The organism is Amycolatopsis jejuensis (assembly GCF_000717335.1).
GTDB lineage: Bacteria > Actinomycetota > Actinomycetes > Mycobacteriales > Pseudonocardiaceae > Amycolatopsis > Amycolatopsis jejuensis.
Genome location: NZ_JNYZ01000027.1, coordinates 136,028 through 154,733 on the forward strand (window position 1 = coordinate 136,028; position 18,706 = coordinate 154,733).

15 protein-coding genes, 1 pseudogene and 1 riboswitch are annotated in these 18,706 nt (G+C 69.3%); of the genes and pseudogenes, 8 read left to right on the plus strand and 8 right to left on the minus strand.

Going from position 1 to position 18,706, the window contains the following annotated elements; genetic code table 11:
* Positions 1-5 precede the first annotated feature (5 nt).
* Positions 6-353: a DNA glycosylase family protein gene (locus OO71_RS32545; RefSeq protein WP_211260717.1), complete on the minus strand. Its 348-nt coding sequence runs from the start codon at positions 351-353 to the stop codon at positions 6-8.
* 419 nt (positions 354-772) lie between these two features.
* Positions 773-1,816 (minus strand): annotated as a pseudogene (locus OO71_RS32550) (bifunctional transcriptional activator/DNA repair enzyme AdaA); the annotation flags it as partial.
* Between the two features lie 105 nt (positions 1,817-1,921).
* On the opposite strand from OO71_RS32550, the gene ychF reads away from it, so the two are divergent.
* Complete coding sequence (ychF, locus tag OO71_RS32555) at positions 1,922-3,004, plus strand: redox-regulated ATPase YchF (protein WP_033293785.1); 1,083 nt, start codon at positions 1,922-1,924, stop codon at positions 3,002-3,004.
* Here the strand turns inward: ychF and OO71_RS32560 are convergent.
* On the minus strand, positions 3,001-5,880 hold the full coding sequence (locus OO71_RS32560; protein WP_051792525.1) for a DEAD/DEAH box helicase: 2,880 nt from the start codon (positions 5,878-5,880) through the stop codon (positions 3,001-3,003). The genes ychF and OO71_RS32560 overlap by 4 nt on opposite strands.
* Positions 5,881-6,541: 661 nt before the next feature.
* On the opposite strand from OO71_RS32560, the gene OO71_RS32565 reads away from it, so the two are divergent.
* Entirely contained in the window at positions 6,542-7,225 is a 684-nt protein-coding gene (locus tag OO71_RS32565; RefSeq protein WP_156096663.1) for a hypothetical protein, read from the plus strand.
* Positions 7,226-7,717: 492 nt separating this feature from the next.
* Here OO71_RS32565 and OO71_RS32570 read toward each other — a convergent pair whose 3' ends face one another.
* Positions 7,718-8,011, minus strand: a complete 294-nt coding sequence (locus OO71_RS32570; protein ID WP_033293787.1) for a 4a-hydroxytetrahydrobiopterin dehydratase — start codon at positions 8,009-8,011, stop codon at positions 7,718-7,720.
* A 93-nt stretch (positions 8,012-8,104) separates the two neighbouring features.
* Positions 8,105-8,215, plus strand: a riboswitch (TPP riboswitch).
* A gap of 21 nt (positions 8,216-8,236) precedes the next feature.
* Between OO71_RS32570 and OO71_RS32575 the strand changes: the two genes are divergently transcribed.
* The 3 genes from OO71_RS32575 to OO71_RS32585 are packed head-to-tail and all read left to right on the plus strand — an operon-like array spanning position 8,237 to position 11,939.
* Entirely contained in the window at positions 8,237-9,304 is a 1,068-nt protein-coding gene (locus tag OO71_RS32575; RefSeq protein ID WP_425388725.1) for a thiamine ABC transporter substrate-binding protein, read from the plus strand.
* Positions 9,280-10,905, plus strand: coding sequence for an ABC transporter permease (locus OO71_RS32580; protein ID WP_084145442.1), 1,626 nt, complete (start codon positions 9,280-9,282; stop codon positions 10,903-10,905). The genes OO71_RS32575 and OO71_RS32580 overlap by 25 nt, the downstream gene beginning before the upstream one ends.
* Positions 10,905-11,939: an ABC transporter ATP-binding protein gene (locus OO71_RS32585; RefSeq protein WP_033293788.1), complete on the plus strand. Its 1,035-nt coding sequence runs from the start codon at positions 10,905-10,907 to the stop codon at positions 11,937-11,939. Before OO71_RS32580 ends, OO71_RS32585 begins: the two co-directional genes overlap by 1 nt.
* Here OO71_RS32585 and OO71_RS32590 read toward each other — a convergent pair.
* From OO71_RS32590 to OO71_RS32600, 3 genes are all read right to left on the minus strand, one after another.
* Complete coding sequence (locus tag OO71_RS32590) at positions 11,909-12,787, minus strand: ABC transporter permease (RefSeq protein ID WP_033293789.1); 879 nt, start codon at positions 12,785-12,787, stop codon at positions 11,909-11,911. The genes OO71_RS32585 and OO71_RS32590 overlap by 31 nt on opposite strands.
* A 72-nt stretch (positions 12,788-12,859) precedes the next feature.
* On the minus strand, positions 12,860-13,864 hold the full coding sequence (locus OO71_RS32595) for an ABC transporter ATP-binding protein (protein WP_033293790.1): 1,005 nt from the start codon (positions 13,862-13,864) through the stop codon (positions 12,860-12,862).
* Entirely contained in the window at positions 13,861-14,946 is a 1,086-nt protein-coding gene (locus OO71_RS32600) for a sigma-E factor regulatory protein RseB domain-containing protein (RefSeq protein ID WP_033293791.1), read from the minus strand. The genes OO71_RS32595 and OO71_RS32600 overlap by 4 nt, the downstream gene beginning before the upstream one ends.
* Positions 14,947-15,092: 146 nt before the next feature.
* Between OO71_RS32600 and OO71_RS32605 the strand changes: the two genes are divergently transcribed.
* From OO71_RS32605 to OO71_RS32615, 3 genes are read left to right on the plus strand one after another with little or no spacing between them, the layout of a single operon-like run.
* Positions 15,093-15,803, plus strand: coding sequence for a response regulator transcription factor (locus OO71_RS32605; RefSeq protein WP_033293792.1), 711 nt, complete (start codon positions 15,093-15,095; stop codon positions 15,801-15,803).
* Positions 15,800-17,122 carry an ATP-binding protein gene (locus OO71_RS32610; RefSeq protein ID WP_033293793.1) on the plus strand — a complete coding sequence of 441 codons (1,323 nt, stop codon included), beginning with the start codon at positions 15,800-15,802 and terminating at the stop codon, positions 17,120-17,122. Before OO71_RS32605 ends, OO71_RS32610 begins: the two co-directional genes overlap by 4 nt.
* Positions 17,123-17,146: 24 nt before the next feature.
* Complete coding sequence (locus tag OO71_RS32615; protein ID WP_033293794.1) at positions 17,147-17,542, plus strand: (deoxy)nucleoside triphosphate pyrophosphohydrolase; 396 nt, start codon at positions 17,147-17,149, stop codon at positions 17,540-17,542.
* Positions 17,543-17,591: 49 nt separating this feature from the next.
* Here OO71_RS32615 and trpS read toward each other — a convergent pair whose 3' ends face one another.
* Positions 17,592-18,611: a tryptophan--tRNA ligase gene (gene trpS / locus OO71_RS32620; protein ID WP_033293795.1), complete on the minus strand. Its 1,020-nt coding sequence runs from the start codon at positions 18,609-18,611 to the stop codon at positions 17,592-17,594.
* Positions 18,612-18,706 lie beyond the last annotated feature (95 nt).

Consider the following 18,706-nt stretch of genomic DNA (forward strand, 5'->3'; position numbering starts at 1 on the left):
TCTCCTCAAGCGACTCGGGAACGGAGGTACATGCCGGCGTACGAGGACCACGGTTGCCAGCCGCGGGCGGACGTCGCCAGATCGATGCCCAGCTCGGCTGCGCCGCGGCGGATGGCGGGGTCGGAGGTCAGGAGGACGTCGGGGGAGCCGAGCACGCGCATGACAACGTAATCGGCCGTGGCTGCGTCGACGCCGAAGGACAGCATTTCGGCGTGCAGCTCGTCGGCGTCCCGGCCCATGTGCAGGTCCAGGAAGCCTTCGGCGATTGCTGAGGCAACTGTTGTGACCAGCGGGTTCACGGCTGCCTCAGCGATGGCCGTCGGGGTCGGGAAGAGGGTGGTGAGTGCGTCCATTGGCGAGTTGGTGGCAGGGGGCGGGTTGTCGGGTGCGTCGGCAGAGCGAGGTCGCTTACCGGGGGCGGCGGCAGGCTGAGCTCGCCTGCCGGGTGCGTCGGCGGATCGGGCGCGGTTGCTGGGGGTCGCGGCTGATCGGGTGCGCCTGTCGGGTTGGTCGGCGGAACGTGCAGGATCGCTGGGGGTGGCGGGGAGTTTGCCAAAGAGCGCGCCGGATCGGAGCCGCTCGTCGGGGGCGCCGTCTGACTGGGTTTGTTTGGGAAGGGAAGCAGCGGAGACCGGTTCCCCAGGGCCGATGGCCGAGGCGGGTTCCCGAGACGAAGCATTCGACACCGGGTCCTCAAGGCCGATGGCCGAGGCGGGTTCCCGAAGCGAAGCATTCGACACCGGGTCCTCAAGGCAACCGGCACTCCACTCGACACCGGCTCCCCAAGCGGGACAACCTCAACAACCGCCGCCCCCAGCAACGCTCGCAGCAGGACCTCCGGGCCGTCCACCGCCCCGGGCACGCGGATTCCCGGCACAGCGGCCACCCGTGGTGCGAGGGCGTCATCGGCGGACAGGACTCGGGTGACGGCCTCCGGGTCGGCGTCGAGGTCCAGTAGGCGGCGTACTCGGGTTACTGCGCTGCTCAAGTCGCGCAGATCCGACAGAGCCAGGTCGCACTGGACGTGGTCGGTGCGTGGGCTCATCCACACCGACGCTGGGCCGTGGGGGAGGCGCAGGGTGCGGCCGTAGCCGTCGTGCGATACGGCTTCCACGCCGGGTAGTGCCTGCGCGGCGTGGTAATTCAGCACGCCCCATGCATCGAACGGGGCGCGGAACGGTAGCCGCAGGCTGAGTTTCGTTGCGCTGGGTAGTGAGGCTGGGCGTCCGCGGCGGAGGCTTGCTGCGCGCAGTTGTGATGGCGTGGTTGCGAATACCTCGCGGATGGTCTCGTTGAACTGCCGGATACTGGGAAACCCGGCGGCGAACGCGACGTCGGTGAGGGGCAGCTGCGACATCTCGATCAGCAACCGCGCGGAATGGGCGCGATGTGCTCGTGCCAGGCTCAGCGGCCCGGCGCCTAGTTCGGCCGTCAGTACCCGGCCCAGCTGGCGTTCCGAATAGCCGAGCCGGCGGGCCAGGCCGGGTACGCCTTCGCGTTCGACGAGGCCGTCCGAGATCAGGCGCATGGCTCGGGCGGCCAGGTCGGCGCGGACGTTCCAATCCGGCGACCCCGGAACGGCGTCCGGCAGGCAGCGGCGGCACGCTCGGTAACCGCCCGCCTGTGCGGCTGCCGACGTCGGGTAGAACCGGACGTTCTGTGCCTTCGGCGTGAGCGCCGGGCAGGACGGCCGGCAGTAGATCCCAGTGGTGCGCACGGCCATGATGAACTGGCCGTCGAACCGCTGGTCGCGGGCGGTCACCGCGCGGTAGCAGCGTTCGGTGTCGCGCCAGATCGGCATGGTCGAGGTAGCCATGTGGTCGATGATGCCAGCAGGTGAGAGCCTTGACTCGCGGAAATCCGACACTACCTTCGGGCGTCCTCACCAGGCCGGTGGAGGGGCCACGTAGACTTACCGGCCGTGAGTCTGACCCTCGGTATCGTCGGCCTGCCCAACGTCGGCAAGTCCACCCTGTTCAACGCGCTGACCCGCAATGACGTGCTCGCCGCGAACTACCCGTTCGCCACGATCGAGCCGAACGTCGGCGTGGTGCCGCTGCCGGACCCGCGGCTGGACCAGCTGGCCGGGATCTTCTCGTCGGAGAAGACCGTGCCCGCCGTGGTGTCCTTTGTGGACATCGCGGGCATCGTGAAGGGGGCGTCCGAGGGGGCCGGGCTCGGCAACAAGTTCCTCGCCAACATCCGCGAGGCCAACGCGATCTGCCAGGTCATCCGTGTGTTCGACGACCCGGACGTGGTGCACGTCGACGGCCGCATCGACCCGATGTCCGACATCGAGACCATCAACACCGAGCTCATTCTCGCCGACCTGCAGACGCTCGACAAGGCCCTGCCGCGGCTCGAGAAAGAGGCCCGTACCAAGAAGGAAGCGCGGTCGGCGCTCGAGAACGCCCAGCTGGCCAAGGAGATCCTCGACTCCGGACGCACGCTTTTCCAGTCACAGAAGGAAATCGACGCCGACGCACTGCGTGAGCTGAGCCTGCTCACCACGAAACCGTTCCTGTACGTCTTCAACGCCGACGAAGCCGTCCTCACCGACGACGCGCGCCGCGAGGAGCTGGCGAAGCTCGTCGCCCCCGCGGACGCCGTGTTCCTCGACGCGAAGGTCGAGGCCGAGCTGCTGGAGCTGGACGACGAGGAGTCCGTGCGCGAGCTGCTGGAATCGGTCGGCCAGCCGGAGCCAGGCCTGCACGCGCTCGCCCGCGCGGGCTTCCACACGCTGGGCCTGCAGACCTACCTCACGGCAGGCCCGAAGGAGTCCCGCGCCTGGACGATCCCGCAGGGCGCCACCGCCCCGCAGGCTGCCGGCGTGATCCACACCGACTTCGAGCGTGGCTTCATCAAGGCGGAAGTCGTGTCGTTCGCCGACCTGGTCGAAGCGGGCTCGATGGCCGCCGCGCGCTCGGCAGGCAAGGTCCGGATGGAAGGCAAGGACTACGTGATGGCCGACGGGGACGTGGTGGAATTCCGCTTCAACGTCTAGTCACAGCCGGATGACCGGTCGGCCGCGGTCACCGGCAGTTCCGCGGACAGTACCGTGAAGTGTGGTAGGTCCTTCCATCGGCTGCGGTTGCCGATCACGTAGAACCGGCGTTTGGCGCGCGAAACCGCGACGTTGAGCAGGTTGGGTTTCTCCGCCGCCCACTGGCGGGCGCCCGACCGGTTTGGTGCACTTCCCAGGACCAGCACGACAACCTCGGACTCCCGGCCCTGCACTTTGTGCACGGTGCTGATGTTGGACTCCGGGAATTCCCTGGAGAAAGCATCGGCCACGCAGGTCTTGGCGTTCCGCACGACCTCGGCGAAAGGGCTGACCACGCGGATGCTCTGAGGTGCGATGCCCTGGTCGCGGAGAGTATCGAGAAGGGTGACCAACGCTGTTCCCTCCGCCGGTATCCAATTGCCATTCGCTTGCTCGGAACGCACGTCGATCCATTCGTTCCGGCCGGGAAAGCCAGGACGCGCCGGGGTGCCGTAGATCATCAGATCGCCGCCGTATGCGACAGCGTTCGAAATCCGGAACATGGGTCGGTCACAGCGCCGGTGAACCCGTAGTGGCGCGCCGACCCACACCTTCCCTTCGCCGACCGGCGCCGGAACCCATGTGCCGTGCCTGGCGTGCCGGTCGGCGATTTGCTGGGCCGAGGTGGATTCCGGAGTCCACTGTTCGGTGACGCCGTGGTACTTCCGGAGCGCGTGCTGCGCAGGCACGGGCAGCGTGACGATCGGCTCCAGCTGCAGTGGGTCGCCGACGATCACCGCGCGCCGGCAGCGCCAGATCCCGCCGGCCACCTGTTGCGGTGTGGCCTGTCCCGCTTCGTCCGCGAAGAGCCAGCCGAGTGACTCACTGCCGAGATCCGTGAACAGCCGCGGTAGTGACGCGAAGGTGGTCGACACGACGGGAACTGCGATGAACAACGACTGCCACGCAGCGAGTGCCGTCGGCGGACTGAGCTTCACCTTCCCCTGGATGAGCTGGACTGCAGCGGAGAGGTTGACGTCGGCCTGCTCCGCTGTCGCGAAGAGAAATGCTCTGTGCAGGGCGAGCGCGCTGAGGAACAGCTGGGTCCGAGCCGCCGTGAACTCCGGGTCGGCCCACGGCGGGCACAGCTGGAGCTGCTTGTCACCGGCGACCGCACTGCCGACCGGAACAACCCCGGGCCAGTACGCACATATCGCGTCCACCCGGGCCTGGACCTGAGCAAGCGCGTGCTCGGCTTCGGCGTGCTTGGCGGTTGACAAGGCGCGATTCTGCTCTGCCTGCCGGAGGTCGTTTGTCAGCCGGGCCAAGGCACCCGAACGTATCTGGTGTTCCCGATCGGCTGCCCACCGCAGGCCCAGGAGTTCCCGGTAGCCTCTACCCCAGTCCCGTGCCGCGCGGAAAAGTGTGACCAGGGTGGTCCAGAAACGCGGTCTGCAGGCCAGCCATCCGCGGATCCGCCGATCGGTCTCGGCCAGGGCCAGCTCTGCTTGGCGACAGAGCTCCCCGGCCTGACGAGCCGCTTCGGAGAGCTCGGCGCAATGCGCGTGCGACCGCCGCAGATGCACTGAGGTCAGCGCGACGACCCGCTGGCACCGTGCGTGTTCGGTGAGGGTGTCGGCGGCTTCCTGCCGGGCGGCTGCCAGATTCCGCACTTTGGCGTCCGCTTCGGTGAAATCGGCTACCGCGGCCTCCCAGTCACCGGCCGGGTCCGATGCGGAGCGGGCCCTCCGGAGAAGTGCCTTCATCCCGAGTACGTCGCCTTCTTGCCCGGGTCCCTTGTCGTCGCTCGACCCGGGATACCCGCTCCACCAGAACTTGTTCGCGAAGTCTCGGCGATGCTGCATCTTCCCGAGCATCGCGGCGACCAGCCCCCAGGCCGGTTTCCCCAGTACGTGCGAGGCCAGTTCGGGAAAGTAGCCGGCGGCTAGTGCCTCGTCCGCCGCACCACCGATCGCGGACATGGCCGGCATCTCCTGCGTGATGTTGGCTGCTGCGTCGTTGCTCGTCGTCCCGACGACGATCTCGAATCCGGCAAGGTCGGGCCGGAGCGCGCGGACCCGGCTCGTATAGGGGCGAACTGCCGCCAGCGGTTCCGTATAGGCCTCCGATGGTGTTTCGAGCCGGCAGAGCCGCCTCGCCCGTTCGACGACGATTCCGGCGACCACGTCCCGCAGCAGGGTGGTCTTGCCGGTGCCGGGCGGCCCGTTCACCGCGAAGAGACCGCTGTCCGGTTCGGCCATGATCCGGTCGACCGCGAACTGCTGGCCGACGACGAGTGGGTATGCCGAGGGCCAGCGCCCTCCGGGGAGGGTCGCGGGTTCGACCCCGGCGAGCAGAGCGCCGGGGTTTGCCCGGAGATCTATCCGGTCGTGCGGTGGCACCGTGGGTTTCTCGCTCAGGAAGGCCTGCAGAGCAGCACCGCTGCGGCCAATGCGGACCTCGTCCGCGATCCTCCCCAGGTCGTCGGCGACCGGGCTGTTGAGGAAGTCCTGATCGTTCGCGGTTCCGGCGTTCTGGCGCAAGATCTGGTAGCACCGGACGCGGATCCCGCCAGCGCGGAGACTGTCGGTCACCCCGAGTGCAGCCACCAGCTCGCGGGTGAACGCGTGCAAGGTCTTCGAGGTGAGGTGGATTCGCGGCATCCGCTCATCGCCGGATTCGCTCTCCTCCCGGACGTGCTCCGCGTCACGCAGAGTGAGTAGCCGCTCAGCAAAGGCACCTGCCGTGGCGCCGGCGATTCCGCCGACGACCGGGCCCGCGACGGGACCGGTCAGCGAGGTCGCCCCGGCCACCACAGCAGACTTCACCGCCGCACCGGCCGCCTTCGCACCGGCAGCGACCGCGTCCTTGGCCGCCTCTCTGACCTGGCCGGCCACTGCCGTGCCGAGCCTCTGCCGGCCGGTCCCCGGCCTTTTCCTCGGCGAGAGTCGGTTCAGCTCGCCGGTGAAGAATGTGGCGTCATCATCGAAACCGTCAAGCCACTTCGGATCTCGTAGTCCAGGTGAGTGCAGTCTGCTGATTGACCAGGCGCAGGCGGACAATACTGGGGAATCCTCGATAAGGCTTCCTGCGGAGTCGACCGAGAACGCGTATACCGCAGTCTGTTCGCCTTTCCGATTTTCTTCCTGATGAGCTGCCCGGCCGAATTGTGCGCTGAGCTCCTCGTACACGGCCGCGATGTCGTATAGGGCACCATATACGACGAATTGCCAGGTTTTGTCGGGCGGCAGCCAAGCCTGGGACAGTGGATGCTCCGCTTCCCACGGAGCCGGTTCTCCGGGCTGAACATCGCAGACCAGGTGGTCAGTCCTTGCGATGGCGCGAGGTGGCGTCAGATCAGGAACGCCCTGCGGGCCGAACATTTCCACTGTGCGCCAGAACTGCACCAGGCGCGCCGCATGCACGTTTTCCCGCACTGGAATGGCTCCCCTCCATTGAGTGCAGTCGGCACAATACTCGATGATCCACTCTGGGATCCAGGCCGCATGTTCCGCTACGATCGGCGCCTCATTCAGTGAGGGGGTTCGAATGGCGCGCGTGAGAAAGTCCGCCTCGATTGCAGAGGCCCCGTGGACCTATCGGGACGAGGTGCTGAGCTACACCTGTCAGCTGGCGGCCTTGCTGGAAAACGGCGGCGACCCGGCTGAGGTGGAAGAAGTGCTTGCGCCCTTTCCCGGGCGGAACGTGGCCGGTGAACGGTTCTGGGCATCGGGACCGGTTGTCGTCTCGGATTTCCGGGCGCTCGGGGATGGTAGCTGGAGTGTCTCGACGCCGTTCGTGTTCGGGACCGGCGCACTCGGGGTGGGGCTCGTCGCCGGGTCGCTGGCCGGCTCCGCGGTCGCCCGATCACGGGCACGGAGGAACGCGGCTGCGGCAGCAACCCCGCGTTGGGTTCCCATCGAGAACGGTGCGCTCTACCTGAGCGAGCACGGCTTTCACCTGTACACGCCGCAGGTCCATCCGTGGAGCTGGGGTGGGATCACCGGCGCGGCGATGGTCGCCCCTGCCGTCGTGCACGTGGCAGGCAACAGCAAGGGCGGGCCGGTTTCCTGGTTGCTCCAGTCGGATTGGGCGGAGTTGCTGTTCGTGTCGTGGGCGCACGCCGTGCATCCCCGGCATCCGCAGCTCGTCACCGGGCAGTGGCTGCCGCCGGGGTGGGTCGAGCACGCCAGGCGACATCGGCAGGTCCCTGGCAACGCCTTGCCTGCCGGTTCCGGCTGAGTGATACCGGAGTGGTGGCCGCGTCCGGACGGACGCCGAGCAGCCGCTTCCCCCCACCTGCCAGCTCTCGGGCAATGACGCGGGTAGGTGAAACGCGCCGAGCCGGTCGGGGATCCGAGGCTGACGAGCGTTCAGCCGAGCAGGCCGAGTGCCACGATCACGAGCAGGGTGACTGCCGTCGCGAAGGTGGTGACCCACGCGCGCTGCGTGGTGGTGAGCTGGGCGGACGTGCTGTTCATGGCGGGTCCTATGCGGGCGAGTGCCGACGATGACGCCTGCATAGCGCCTTGATCAAGGTCCGCGTTACCGCCTGTGCTCGAGATCACGCCGGGTGCGCGCCGTGTGCCACAACACCCCTCCGGCGGCGGCCACCATCAAGCCGAACGAAACTGCTCCTACCACGATCGCCTGGGTCATTCCCCGTCCCTCCATCACGTACTGTCATGGAGAAGACGTTCCACCCCGCGATCGGTGTTGCCGTCGTTGCCGACGTCACACCTGGTCAGCCAGTACGCCGTCGATCTGGCGGGCCATGGCGAGGTCCTTGTCGGTGAGGGCGCCTTCGGAGTGGGTGCTCAGCCGGAAGATCAGCTTGCGCCAGCGGATGTCGATGTCCGGATGGTGGTCGGCGGCCTCGGCCAGTTCGGCCACGCGGTCGACCACGGCGATGGCGGCCGGGAAGGTACGCAGTTCGGCCTCGCGGACGATGGTGATGTTCTCGCGCCGCCAGCCGGGCAGGGCGGTCAGGGCCTCGTCGGCGGCGGAGTCGCTCAGGATTTCAGGCATTGTCCCAGTGTCGCGCTCCCCGGCCGGTCGCGAAACCGGCCGGGGAGATCGAACCGGGGTCACGTGTCCCCCGATCGGGTCAGCTACGCTCCAGTGCAATGCCACGGGAGTCCGGTACGCCGGGCTGAGAGGCGGGTGCAGCCCCGCGACCGTTCGCACCTGGATCCGGATCATGCCGGCGCAGGGAGGCCTCTCCCGCATCCCGGCGTAGTGCAGGAGGGGAAGATGATGCGGCGGACTGTCCGCGCGGTGCTGGGCCTCACCACGGTCTCGGCGCTGGTCAGCGCCTGCTCGCTGTCCGGCGGCGGCACGGGGAGCACGGCGGGTTCGCAACCGCAGACCCCCACGGTCACGCTGGTCACGCACGACTCGTTCGCCGCCCCGCAGGATGTCCTCGACGCCTTCCAGCGCCAGTCCGGCATCAAGCTCAAGATCCTCAAATCCGGTGACGCCGGTGCGCTCACCAACAAGCTCGTGCTCACGAAGGGCAACCCGATCGGCGACGTCGCGTACGGCGTCGACAACACCTTCGCGTCGCGCGCGCTCGGTGAGGGCGTCTTCCAGCCGTACACGAGCCCTGAGGCTGACCGTGGGCCGCAGCGGTACTCCGTCGACCCACAGCACCGGCTGGCGGCGGTCGACCTCGGTGACGTGTGCGTGAACGTCGACAGCGGCTACTTCGCGGCGAAGGGCCTTCCCGAGCCGAAGACTTACGACGACCTCGCCGACCCGAAGTACAAGGACCTCATGGTCGCCGAGAGCCCGGCTACCGCGTCGCCTGGGCTGGCGTTCCTGCTCGGCACGGTCACGAAGTACGGCGAGAGCGGCTGGCAGGACTACTGGCGGCGGTTGAAGGACAACGGCCTCAAGGTCGTCAGCGGCTGGGAAGAGGCGTACAGCAAGGACTTCTCCGGCTCCGCGGGCAAGGGTCCGCGGCCGATCGTGGTGTCGTACGCGTCTTCGCCCGCCGCGGAGATCGGCGACGACGGCAAACCGCGTACCAAGGCGCTGCTCGACACGTGCTTCCGGCAGGTCGAGTACGCAGGTGTGCTCACCAACAGCAAGCAGGTCCCGCAAGCGCAGAAGGTGGTCGACTTCCTGCTGTCGCAGCAGTTCCAGACCACGGTGGCGGCCAACATGTACGTGTACCCGGCGCGCCAGGGCGTCGAACTGCCCGCGGGCTGGGCCACCGCGGCCCCGCCGCCGCAGAACCCGGCCACCATGCCCGCGGACCAGGTGCAGGCGGGCCGGGAGAAGTGGATCGGCGAATGGCGCTCGCTCATGGGGGCGTGACCTCCCCGCGCATCGTCGGGCTGACCCTGCTCGGACTGCTGCCGGTCGCCTTCCTGGTGGTGTTCTTCGCCTGGCCGGTGGTCGCGATCGTCGGCCGGGGCTTCTCGGCAGGCGGCGTCGACACCGTCCTCGGCGACCCGCAGACGTGGCGGCTCGCCGGGTTCACCGTGGCCAGCGCGGCCGGGTCGACGGTGGTCGCGGTGCTCACCGGGCTGCCGGTGGCGTACCTGCTCGCCCGCGTCCGGCTGCCCGGCGTCGGCTTGGCCCGCACGATCGTGCTGGTCCCGTTCGTGCTGCCGACCGTGGTGGTCGGGCTGGCGTTCCGCGCGCTCTGGCCGGACGGTGGTGTGCTGCCGCTGGTGCTGGCCAACGCTTTCTTCAACGTCGCGGTGGTCGCCCGCACTGTCGCCGGGCTGTGGGCGCACCTCGACCCGCGGGCAGCGGAAGCGGCACGGGCGCTTGGTGCATCGCCGTGGCGGGCCTTCCGTTCGGTGACGTTACCCGCTCTCGGCCCGGCCATCGCGTCGGCGGCTGCGGTGGTGTTTCTCTTCTGCGCCACCAGTTTCGGGGTCGTGCTGATCCTCGGCGGCGGCAGTTACCGGACCCTCGAAACCGAGATCTACCTGCGGACCGTCGATCTCCTTGACCTCTCCGGCGCCGCCGCGTTGTCGCTGATCCAGCTCGCGGCCGTCGTTGCTGCGCTGGCGCTCGGCGCGGTGGCGCGGCGACGGAGGGAAAATGCGGTACAGCTACGGTCTGCGCAGGTCACCGCACGTCGTCCGCGTCGAGGGGAGTGGTGGACAGTCGGCGCGGCCGCCGTCGTGCTCGGCCTGTTGCTGACCCCGATTGTCGCGCTGCTGGTGGAGTCGGTGTCCACTTCGGACGGTTGGTCTCTCGCTGGGTATCGCGCGCTGAATACGACCGGCGCCAAGGACGCGCTGCAGGTGTCCGGCTGGGTGGCAGCACAGAATTCGCTTGCCGCGGCCACCGATGCGACCTTGCTGGCAATGGCAGTCGGTCTCGTGGCCAGCGTGGTGCTGGTGGCGCTTCGCCGTTCGCCCGGCCGATTCGCGCGCGGAATGGGCGAGACAATGGACGCCGCGCTGATGTTGCCGCTCGGGGTGTCCGCGGTGACCGTCGGATTCGGTTACCTCGTCACACTCGACGCGTTGCCCGGCGACCTTCGCACGTCGCCGCTGCTCGTGCCGTTCGCGCAAGCGTTGGTGATCATCCCGTTGGTGGTACGGATGATTCTCCCGGTGCTGCGCGCGGTCGACGTCCGGTTACGGCACGCCGCCGCCACGCTCGGCGCGAGCCCGGCGCGGGTGTGGCGGGAGATCGACCTGCCGCTGGTTGCGCGGTCCGTGGTGGCGGCGGCCGGGTTCGGATTTGTCGTTGCGCTGGGCGAATTCGGCGCGACCAGCTTCCTCGTGCGGCCGGACGCGCCGACGCTGCCGGTGGCCGTCGTGACCCTGCTCGGCCGTCCTGGCGAGCTCAACAACCAGATGGCGTACGCTGCGTGCGCCTTGCTCATGGTGGTGACTGTCGTGGCCGTGGCCCTGATCGACCGCTTCGGACGCAGCGCGGTCGGGGAGTTCTGATGGCCCTCACGGTACGGGACTTGACTGTCCACTATGGATCATTCGCCGCCGTCCGCGACGCGCGGCTCGACATCTCGGACGGCGAAGTCCTTGCCCTGCTGGGACCTTCCGGCTCCGGAAAGTCCACTTTGCTCCGGGCGATCACCGGACTGGAGCCGATGACATCGGGTTCGGTGTCGTGGGACGGCACGGACCTGGCTGCGGTGCCGGTGCACAAACGCGGGTTCGGCCTGGTATTCCAAGATGGACAGTTGTTCCCGCACCGCGATGTCGCCGCGAACATCGCCTTCGGGCTGCGGATGCACGGGGTACCAAGGGATCGGCAGGCGAAGCGGGTCCAGGAACTCCTGAAACTGGTCGGGCTGGAGGGTTTCGAGCGCCGACGGGTGACCGAGCTGTCCGGCGGGCAGGCGCAGCGGGTCGCGCTCGCCCGCGCGCTGGCGCCGGAACCGCGGTTGCTGCTGCTCGACGAGCCACTGTCCGGATTGGACGCCGGGCTGCGTGAGCAGCTGGCAATCGACCTGGCGGAGTTGTTGCGGCGCAGCAAGATCACCGCACTGCTGGTCACGCACGATCAGGAGGAAGCGTTCACCCTCGCCGATCGCGTGGCCGTGCTCGACGCCGGGGAGATCCGGCAGGAAGGCGCGGTCCGGTCGGTCTGGCGAAATCCGGCGGACGACGAGGTCGCCCGTTTCCTTGGCGTGACAACGTTAGTGGACGGAAATGCCGCCAACGGGGTGGTGCAGACGGAACTGGGTACCGTGGAAATCCCCGGCCTCGACGACGGCGCGGTCCGACTGGGACTGCGCCCGCATGGTTTGCGGGTGGCTGACGAAGGAGTACCCGGGGAAGTGAAAGCGGCGGTGCACCGGCGGGAACACCTGCGCTTGGTAGTCCGATGTGGAGCGTACACAGTGGACGCAGTCGCGCCGGTGACGGCGGACCTGCGCGCGGGCGACCCCGTCCGGCTCCGGCTCGACGCGGACGGGGTTGCCCGGGTTGGTCAGCCGTCGCGCGTGGCGAGACGTCCGTAGGCCAGCGAAAGCCCGACCACGATGTAGCACGCCGCCCGCAATGCGCCTTCGCTGAGCATCGTCGTGGCCATCGGGTCCTGCAGGACCCCGGCCGGGGCTTCGGTCCAGTTCTTGGTGAGCAGGAACGGATGCAGCCAGCTGAGCGACGTCAGGAAGCCGAGGATGGTGAACACGATGTTCGTCGCCAGCACCGAGGCGACCACGAGCATCGGGTGTTCCGTCCAGCTCGAAATGGCCAGCGCGACCGCGCCGACCGCCCACAGCTGCAGCACGATCCAGCCGCCGACGATCAGGATCCGCAGCAGCGCTCCGCCCAGCGACAACGTGGTACCCGACAACGTGAACAGCGAATCCGTGCCGTTGATGATCAGCCCGGTGACCACGCCGGTCACGCACATCGCGAGCACCGCGACCACGGAAACCGTTGCTACGCCGAAGGCTTTCACCACCAGCAGCCGGCCACGGCTCACCGGCGCGACGAGCCAGCCGCGCAGCGTGCCGTGTGCCGCCTCACCGGCGATCGCGTCCGCCCCGGCCATTGCGGAGGCCAGCGGCAGCAGCAACGTGAGCGTCATGACCATTGCGGCGATCGGCAGTACGAACGCGTTGTTCACCGCGGACGACAGCAGCGCGGCCCCGCTGTCGTTCGATCCTCCTCCGCCGGGACCGTCGTCGACCAGCGTGAGCCCGATCCCGATCACGATCGGCACCAGCGCCAGCAACCCCAGTACGGCCAGCGTGCGCGGACGCCGGAAGATCCAGCGCAGTTCCGCGGCGAACAGCCGGGTGATCGGTACGGTGTCGTGTCCGGTCCGGCTTACCGGCGCGGTCAGCGTCGCGGTAGTCATTTCGCCTCCGCGGGAAAAAGTACGTCGGCGGTGCTCATTTCGCCTCCGCGGGAAAAAGTACGTCGGCGGTGGTCATGAGTCCCCCTCGTCAGAATCGCCAGGCGCCGATTCCCCCTCGGTCAGCCGGGCGAAAAGATCCTCCAGCCCAGTACGCGCCCGGGTCGCCTCGTGCACCTCGACCCCGGCCTGCACCAGCACCTGCAGGACCCGCGGCGCGGCAGTGGCGGTGAGGTCCGCGCGGATGCCGTCCGGGGTCAACCGAGCCCCGATCCGGTTCTCCCGCAACGTTTCCACCGCCCGCTCGGCATCCGGCGTGCGGACCAGCAGCGCGGCGTTCCCCGATTCCAGCAGTTCCGTCAGCTCACCTTGCGCGACCACGTTGCCCGCCTGCAGCACCGCCACGTGCGTGCAGGTCGCCTCCACCTCGGCCAGCAGGTGCGACGAAACCACCACGGTCACGCCGTCCGCGTGCAGTTCGGCGATGATGCGGCGGATCTCCCTGGTACCCGCCGGATCGAGACCGTTGGTGGGTTCGTCGAGCACCACCATCCGCCGCGGCACCAGCAGCGCCCCGGCCAGGCCGAGCCGCTGTTTCATGCCGAGCGAATAGCCCTTGTACCGCCTCCGCGCGGCGTCGGTGAGCCCCACGCGCTCCAGCGCGGAGTCCACCGCCGCCGGGATCACCGACGACGCCAGCCGCGGTTCGGCCGCGGCGAACCGCAGGAGGTTGTCGCGGCCGGAGAGGAACGGGTGGAACCCGGGGCCCTCGACCAGCGCGCCGACGTCCGGCAGCGCGTGCGCGGCCTCCTCCGGCATCTTCTTGCCCAGCAGCTCGACCGACCCCTCGGTGGGCCGCACGAGCCCGAGCAGCATCCGGATCGTGGTGGTCTTGCCCGATCCGTTGGGCCCGAGCATGCCGAGCACGGCGCCCTCGGGCACGTCCAGATCGACGTGGTCCACCGCGACCGTGCTGCGGTACACCTTGCGCAGCCCGCGGGTGCGCGCGGCCAGCGGTACCGCCGGGGCGGGCACCTCGTCCGAGATGCCCGCCCCGGTTTCGACCGCGGTGCTTGTCACTTCGCACCCAGGGCTTCGTACAGCACCTGCTCCGGGACCGCGCCGATGGCGAACCGGCCGTCGTCGGTCAGTACCGCGCCACCGACCTTCGTGGTGACCAGATAGCCGCTGCCCCACGCGCCGTTGACGCGCTTCGCGAAGCGGCTCAGCAGCTGCTGCGGGTCGGCGTTCTGCTTCTTCTCACCGCTCTGCGCCTGCTTCGGCTGCAGCGCGTCCGCGGGCACCTTGCCGGTGATGACGGTGTCCCAGCCGTCGCCGACGAGCTTGGTGTCCTGCTTCGCCTGCTCGGCCGTCGCCTTCGCCTTGTCGTCGACCTTCGCCTGCTTCTCGGTGACCTTCGCGCCCTTGGGCGGGGTGAAGGTGAACAGGTCCGCGGGCTGCGGCGTGAACTCGATCTTGCTGAACGACAGCTGCAACGCCGGTGCCGTGGTCCCGTTGCTCAGCACGGAAAGCCGCAGCGGCAGCCGGGTCTGCGAGTCGACCGCGACGCGGATCTCGCGCAGCAGCGTGCGCTCGCTCGGCTTCGGCGTGAGGACCAGCTCGTACGCCGGCCGGTCGGCGACCGTGGCCGTGCCGTCGACCTTCACGTTGCTGCTCTCGCGCACCTTCGCGAGGAGCTGCTTCGCCGCGGTGGCCGGGTCGGCGGTCTTGTCGGCCTCCGGACGTCCGGTGGCGACCCCCGCCGGGATGGTGGTCTTCGTCGCGGTGTTGTTCTTGGAGTTGTAGTTCCAGACGGTGGCGCCGTCGTGGATGATCGTCTCCTGGGTCGCCCCCTTGGTGAGCGACACCTTCGCCTTGCCGTTGCCGTCGGTGAACACGTGCGCCGAATCGACGTTCAGCGCGCCCGCCCCCGGAATCGCCCCGCCGACGTTCGGCAGGCCGAGGTCGTTGCTCACGGTCACCGTGCCGTCGAACGGCCCCGGCTTCGCCGTCATCACCGACTGCACCAGGTCCTCAGCGCTGACCTGCGGCAGCTTCGGCGCATCCCCCGCCGAGGCCGGCATCGCGACCACGACCAGGCCGCCCACGCCGAGCGCGGTGCCGACCACGGCCGCGGTGATGGCCTTCTTCTTCGGATCCATGTCGTCTCTCCCTGTGTACCCAGGCTCGGGTGTGCCCGGTCTCCCGGCACCGACGCTCCCCCGCCGACGCTGAGATACCCCTGAATGTTCTGCCCGCCGGGCTGAGATGGTGCTGAGAGTACGCGCGTCAGCTGCGCAAACCGGTCATGATGAAGCTCGTGAAACCTCGGGTACTGGTGGTCGACGACGAACCGGGCGTGCGCAAGGCACTGCAACGCGGCCTGCGCGCGGAAGACATGGACGTGGTCACCGCCGCGGACGGGCCCACCGGGCTGCAGCTCGCGCGCACCGGCTCGTTCGACGTCGTGCTGCTGGACATCATGCTGCCCGGCTTGTCCGGTTACCGCGTGCTGGAGCGGCTGCGCGCGGAGAACGTCACCACGCCGGTGCTGCTCGTGTCCGCCAAGGACGGCGAAATCGACCAGGCCGACGGCCTCGACCTCGGCGCCGACGGCTACCTCGTGAAGCCGTTCTCGTTCGTCGTCCTGGTCGCGCAGGTACGGGCGGTGCTGCGCCGGGCCGGGCCGGACGCGTCGCGCGGCGCGCTGAAACTCGGTGCGCTGGAGGTCGACCGGGCGCTGCGGCAGGTCCGCTGGGACGGGCAGGAAGTACCGCTGAGCCCGCGCGAGTTCGCGTTGCTGGAGGTGCTCGTCGGCCGGGCGGGCACGGTGGTCACGAAGGACGAGCTGCTGCGTGCGGTGTGGGGTGAGGAGCAGGCGGTCACGCGGAACCTCGTCGAGGTGTACGTCGGTTACGTGCGGCGCAAGCTCGATGCGGTCGGCGCGGGATCGATCGTGCGCACCGTGCGCGGACACGGCTACCTGGCTTCGGACGACCAGCTCGACGAGGTCATGTGATCGGCTCCTTGTCGTGGTGGCGTGGCCGTTCACTGCAGGTCCGGATCACGGGGCTGGCCACCGCGATCACCCTCGGCTGCCTGCTCGGCCTCGCCTCGCTCGCCGCGAGCCAGCTCGAACCGCTGCTCGTCAACTCCGTCGACCGGGAGCTGTCGGCTGCGCTCGGACCGGCCAGCAGCGAGGTGGCCTCAGGCGTCCCGATCAGCTCGGCGGACCCGGTTTCGGTGCGGGTACTGGACATTTCGGGCGCGCCGGTGGACGGCCGGTCCCGGCCGAAGCTGACCGACGACGAGGTCTCGCAGCTCAAGGCCGGGGTGCCGGTGCAGTCGGACGGATCGCGCTGGCGTGGCGAGGTGGTGAGCGCGCCGGACGGCAGCCAGCGGCTGGTCGCCGCGGGTGCCGGGCTCGTCGGGTTCGGCGCGGCCGTGCATTACGGCGGGCTGTGGCTGATCCTGGTCGCGCTGATCGGGGCGCTGGTGGCCGGTTTGGCGACCTGGCTGGTGGTACGGCTTTCGCTGCGGCCGGTGGCGCGGATGCGGGGGTTGGTCCGCACGTTGCCGCCCGGGGCACGGCTTCCGCTGCCGACGTCGCACGACGAAATGCGCGCGCTGGCCAAGGAGTTCAATGCGCTGCTGGAGCGCCAGGAAGAGGTGAGCCAGCGGTTGCGCCGGTTCACCGGGGACGCCGCGCACGAATTACGGTCGCCGGTCGCGTCGATCCGCGTACAGGCCGAGGTCGCGGTGACGAATCCGGACCCGGAACTGGCGCAGGAAACGCTTTCCGACATCCTCACCGAGGCCGAACGGCTGTCCGGCCTGCTGGACGGGCTCCTCGCGCTGGCCCGCTCCGACGCGGGCGAGGTGCCGCCCGCGGAGCCGGTCGAGGTGGTGTCGGAGGTACGCGCGGCGGTCCGGCGACTGCCGTCCGGGGCGCCGGACACGCGGGTGAGCAGCGCGATCGCGCAGGCATGGGCGTCGGCCGGGCATCAGGAGGTCGAGCTGGTGCTGGACAACCTGCTGCGCAACGCTTGCCGGTACGCGTCCGGGCAGATCGTGGTGTCAGTGCTGGCTTCGCGGTCGAAAGTGCGCGTGGTGGTGGACGACGACGGGCCGGGCATCGCGCCCGAGCACCGGAGCAAGGTGTTCGACCGGTTCTACCGGGTGTCCGACGACCGCGCGCGTTCGTCCGGCGGCACCGGGCTGGGCCTGGCGATGGTCGCCGAGGCGGTACGACGGCGCGGTGGGCAGGTCCGCGTGGGGGAGTCACCGGACGGCGGCGCCCGTTTCGAGGTCACCTGGCGGGCGGCTCGGGAGAGCTGATCCCGGTGGGGGAGACTGAGCGCCATGGACGGGGTCATCGTGGGCGCGGCGCTGGTGCGCGACGGGAAGTTGCTGGCCCAGCAGCGAGCCTGGCCGCCCCACCACGCGGGTCAGTGGGAGCTGCCGGGCGGACGCGTCGAGGAGGGCGAGACCGAGGCCTTCGCGCTGGCCCGGGAATGCCAGGAGGAACTGGACGTCGTGGTCACCGTCGGCGGCCGGGTCGGCCCGGAAGTGCCGCTGCCGGGCGGAAAAGTGCTGCGTGTGTACTCCGCCGCACTGCTGTCCCCGGGCAACGAACCACGGGCCGTCGAGCACACCGCGCTGCGCTGGGTAGGCGAGGACGAACTGGACGACGTCGACTGGCTCCCCGCCGACCGAATCCTCCTCCCCGCCCTGCACGCTCTGGTCAGTAGTCCGTGAAGGGAACCATCACGGACTCAGATTCCCTCATGGTTCCCTTCACGGACCTTCAAGCAGCGCCCACCATCCGCAGCGCGGCTGACACTCGGTGCGCGCCGCGGTCGATGGCCCGTTCCGCACCTGCTTTACGCACCCGCTCCAGCTCGGCGACATCGTCCAGCAGCGCGCGCGTTCCCTCCCGCACCGGACGCAGCTCCTCGATCACCGCGTCGGCGACGGCGTCCTTGAGCACCCCGTACGACGGGTACTCGTCCGCCAGCTCCGCCGGATCACCTCCGGCACATGCGGCAAGAATGTCGAGCAGATTCGCGATCCCCGGCCGGTTTTCCGGGTCGTACGCAGGCACCGAACCCCCGTCCGTCCGCGCCCGCCGGACCTTCCGCCGGATCTGATCCGGCTCGTCGAGCACGAACACCACCCCGGCGGAATCGTTGGCGGACTTGGACATCTTCCGCGCAGGCTCGGCCAGGTCCTTCACCCGCGCCCCAGCAGGTGGGAGCGTCGCTTCGGGAACGGTGAACACCTCCCCGTACGTCGAATTGAACCGGCGGGCGAGCGTGCGCGCCAGCTCGACATGCTGCCGCTGGTCCTCGCCGACCGGTACCTCGTCCGCGCCCTGCAGCAGGATGTCGGCCGCCATCAGCACCGGGTACGTGAGCAGGCTGAGCCGGACCCCGGCCTGCCCCTTCGACTTTCCATCCATGCCCCCGCCGCCACCCTCAACGGAGGCGCTGCGCGCCGCGGACTTTTCTTTGAACTGGATCATCCGCGCGGCCTCGCCGTAGGAGCAGGTGCACTCCAGGACCCAGGTCAGCGCACCCAGCTCGCGCGCCAGATCCGACTGCACGAACACCCGCTCCGGCGCGATCCCGGTCGCCACGAGCACGGCCAGCTGCTCAGTCGCCAGCGACCGCAGCTTGGCCGGGTTGTGCGCGGTCGTCATCGCGTGCAGGTCGGACACGAAGTACAGGTCGTCCGGCCCGCCGTCGGCCGCCCAGCGGCGCAGCGCGCCGAGGTGGTTGCCGAGCTGGACGTGGCCGGACGGGGTGATGCCGGACAGCTGGACCATGGGTTCCTCCCTGGACAGGAGCCCCGGGGGCAGACACGGAAAAGGCCGCCCACCGGGGCGGCCGTTTGCGTGGAAATCAGCGCAGAGCGTCGGGG

Bases quoted from the DNA above. Each gene is read 5' to 3' on its own strand.
- OO71_RS32545 (WP_211260717.1), bottom strand. From the start codon at position 353: ATGGACGCACTCACCACCCTCTTCCCGACCCCGACGGCCATCGCTGAG.
- OO71_RS32570 (WP_033293787.1), bottom strand. From the start codon at position 8,011: ATGCCTGAAATCCTGAGCGACTCCGCCGCCGACGAGGCCCTGACCGCC.
- OO71_RS32575 (WP_425388725.1), top strand. From the start codon at position 8,237: ATGATGCGGCGGACTGTCCGCGCGGTGCTGGGCCTCACCACGGTCTCG.
- OO71_RS32580 (WP_084145442.1), top strand. From the start codon at position 9,280: ATGGCGCTCGCTCATGGGGGCGTGACCTCCCCGCGCATCGTCGGGCTG.
- OO71_RS32585 (WP_033293788.1), top strand. From the start codon at position 10,905: ATGGCCCTCACGGTACGGGACTTGACTGTCCACTATGGATCATTCGCC.
- OO71_RS32590 (WP_033293789.1), bottom strand. From the start codon at position 12,787: ATGACTACCGCGACGCTGACCGCGCCGGTAAGCCGGACCGGACACGAC.
- OO71_RS32600 (WP_033293791.1), bottom strand. From the start codon at position 14,946: ATGGATCCGAAGAAGAAGGCCATCACCGCGGCCGTGGTCGGCACCGCG.
- OO71_RS32605 (WP_033293792.1), top strand. From the start codon at position 15,093: ATGATGAAGCTCGTGAAACCTCGGGTACTGGTGGTCGACGACGAACCG.
- OO71_RS32615 (WP_033293794.1), top strand. From the start codon at position 17,147: ATGGACGGGGTCATCGTGGGCGCGGCGCTGGTGCGCGACGGGAAGTTG.
- trpS (WP_033293795.1), bottom strand. From the start codon at position 18,611: ATGGTCCAGCTGTCCGGCATCACCCCGTCCGGCCACGTCCAGCTCGGC.